This is a genomic window from Dialister sp. CAG:357 (assembly GCF_000435155.1).
GTDB classification, from domain to species: Bacteria; Bacillota; Negativicutes; order Veillonellales; family Dialisteraceae; genus Dialister; species Dialister hominis.
On record NZ_FR896438.1, the window covers coordinates 1 to 3,151 of the forward strand.

2 protein-coding genes are annotated in these 3,151 nt (G+C 52.8%); both read right to left on the reverse strand.

Features of this window, described 5'->3' with window-relative positions; genetic code table 11:
• Window positions 1-354 precede the first annotated feature (354 nt).
• Entirely contained in the window at window positions 355-2,439 is a 2,085-nt protein-coding gene (locus M3200_RS06200; protein WP_022382677.1) for a transglycosylase domain-containing protein, read from the reverse strand.
• Window positions 2,440-2,866: 427 nt separating this feature from the next.
• Window positions 2,867-3,151: hypothetical protein (locus M3200_RS06205; RefSeq protein WP_288178189.1), on the reverse strand; the 285-nt coding region annotated here is incomplete at its 5' end.

Here is a 3,151-nt window from a genome sequence, read left to right on the forward strand (position 1 = left end):
AACCCCTTTCGGCGCATGCGCGCCACTTTCCCCTAACGGGGACAGCTTTCTCGTCTAGGAAATCCGGACTCAGTACATCGCTATTGTGAAAGTGTAATAGGAAAGAGTCTATTGAGTGTAAGGCGTACCTTGGATTTTTAGCGGCGATGGCGGGAGCGGAGGAATGATGATAAAACCATACAGCCGGCCCATGTCCTAGGAACTACATCGCATCCGAGAAATTTTTAAAAAGCAAAAATTTCCCACCTTCTCCTCCCGGAGCAAGGTCAAGACCGGCCTACGGCCCCTTTTCCCTCCTCCTCCCCACTCCACGTAAAAAGGACCGCGAAGTTCATGCGGTCCTTTTTTATTTCCTTATTTTGTATCTTTTGCTGCATCAGCTGTATTATCCGTCTTGGCGTCCTTGCCTGTGATGCGGTCGAGGAGTTTGCTGCCTGCGGATTTGTCGTCCTTGGCTTTGGCGTCAGCTGCTTTCTTGGCTTCTTCGGCTTTCTTCTTGGCTTCTGCATCAGCGGCTGCTTTGGCTGCGCGCTGCTGTTCGATTTGCTGGCGGATGGATTCCGGGATGTAGAAGTTCTTGACGGAGTAGCCGGAGAGGGCTGCTTTCATGTAGTCTCTCCAGATGGCTGCCGGGATGGTGCCGCCGGTGTAGCCTGCGTTGCTGGAGGTGTCGTCGCCGATCCAGACGGCTGTGACGAGCTGCGGGGTGTAGCCGACGAACCATGCGTCGTGTTCACCGTCGGTGGTGCCTGTCTTGCCTGCTGCCGGGCGGCCGATGTATGCGTTTCCGCCGGTGCCTCTGGAAATGACTTCCTGGAGGATGCTGGTCAGTTTGTAGACTGCGTTTTCATTGATGACCTGTGTGGATTCCGGTGTGCCGGTGTGGTCTTCGAGGACGCTGCCGTTCCTGTCGACGACTTTGAGGACGGCGATTGGTTTGATGAGTTTGCCGTCGTTGGCAAAGACGGAGTATGCTTCTGCCATGTCGTAGACGGAGACGCCGTTAGTGAGACCGCCGATGGCTGCTGCGAGGTTGTCATCGTTCTGCTTACCGCTCATGACGAGGGTGGAAATGCCTGCGTCCTGTGCGGTTTTCAGGATCTTGGACATGCCTACGCGGTTGGCGAGGTCGATGGTCGGGATGTTCATGGAATCGATCAGGGCCTGTTCGAGGGTGACTTTGCCGCCGCTTTCGTCTTCATAGTTCTTCGGTGTCCAGCCACCTGCATAGGTCTTCTTTTCATTGCTCAGAAGATCGGATGGTTCGAATTTGTTTTCAAAGGCGGTGACATAGACGAATGGCTTGAATGCGGAGCCAGGCTGACGGACCATCTGGACAGCGCGGTTGAAGTGGTCTTCGCCGCGGCCGCCGACCATGGCTTTGATCTGGCCTGTGCCGACTTCGATGGACATGAGAGCGCCCTGCGGCTGTGTCAGGCCCTTGGAGTCTTTGGAACCTGCCGGGAGGTCGTTCTTCAGCGCATTTTCAGCGTCTTTCTGCATATCCAGATCGAGGGTGGTGTAAATCTGGAGTCCTTCTTTGTAAATGGTATCAGAGCCATACTTGTCGCTGATGGTCTGAATGATGTAGCTGACGAAGTAGGAAGCTGTGTTTTCTGTCGTCTTGGCAGACTGCGGTTTGGCAAGGTGCAGGTCGGCCTTCTTGGCAGCGGCAGCATCGGCTTCGGAAATGTAGCCGTACTTAGCCATCTGATCGAGGACGATCGCCTGGCGGTACTTCGCTGCTTCTACGCTTCTGAATGGCGAGTAGTAGTTCGGGCTGTTCGGAAGTCCTGCCAGCAGAGCGCACTGCGCGAGCGACAGATCCTTCACGTCCTTGCCGAAGTAGACGCGGGATGCGGTCTGGATGCCGTAGCAGCCCTGGCCGAAGTAGATCTGGTTCATGTACATTTCAAGAATCTGCTGCTTGGTGTACTTGCTTTCGATTTCAAAAGCGAGGACGACTTCAAGGAGCTTTCTCTTCAGTGTCTGTTCCTGTGTCAGGAATGCATTTCTTGCGAGCTGCTGGGTGATGGTAGAACCGCCCTGTCCCGTCGCATTGCCGGAAACCACGTTCGCCCAGATGGCACGGAGAATACCGCGCGGATCGACGCCATGGTGTTCATAGAAACGGACATCTTCCGCTGCCACGAATGCATTCTGCAAATTCTTCGGCACTTCGCTGATCGGTACGGGGATACGGTTTTCCTCCGCATGCACCGTCGTAATCAGGCGGCCCTTCGTATCATAAATACGCGAAGACGCATTCGGCGTAATATTAGCCGTCACATCCGGAAGCTTTCCGGAAACGGACACAAAAAATCCCGCAGCAGCGCCTGCTCCTGCGATAAAGAAAATCACGACAAGAAATATGATAATCTTCTTGAACATGGAAGATTTTTTCTTGGGCCGTTCTCGGCGAATGTCAGAGTTCTTCATAAACTAAACGCGCACTCCTATGCAAATTGTGAGAGCCCCGTAAAAACGGATAGCTGACTTTTGATAAAAAAACAATAATCATTCATATTATATCACAATCCCACAATCAGAAGAAAATCAGAGGAAATGGGAGGATGAGGGAGGGGGATATTTGTGAAAATGGAGTGGATGTGGGGAAATATTGACAAGAAAACCAGACAACCGCAGCTTTCCTGCGTGGTAATGAACCCCTTTCGGCGCATGCGCGCCACTTTCCCCTAACGGGGACAGCTTTCTCGTCTAGGAAATCCGGACTCAGTACATCGCTATTGTGAAAGTGTAATAGGAAAGAGTCTATTGAGTGTAAGGCGTACCTTGGATTTTTAGCGGCGATGGCGGGAGCGGAGGAATGATGATAAAACCATACAGCCGGCCCATGTCCTAGGAACTACATCGCATCCGAGAAATTTTTAAAAAGCAAAAATTTCCCACCTTCTCCTCCCGGAGCAAGGTTAACTCCCTTAAACCTCGCGTTGCTCGATAAAAACCTTACAACCAAGGCTGACGCCTTGAGGAAATACAACTCATCCGTCGGCTCCGCCGCCACCTTCTCCTCCCGGAGCAAGGTTAAGACCGGCCTACGGCCCTGAAAATCAGGACTCAGTACATCGCAGTTGATAAAGGTGCTTCGCGTCGATGCGGAAGGTTTTGACCTGCCCCAGCGGGGAAGGAG

Bases quoted from the DNA above. Each gene is read 5' to 3' on its own strand.
- M3200_RS06200 (WP_022382677.1), bottom strand. From the start codon at position 2,439: ATGAAGAACTCTGACATTCGCCGAGAACGGCCCAAGAAAAAATCTTCC.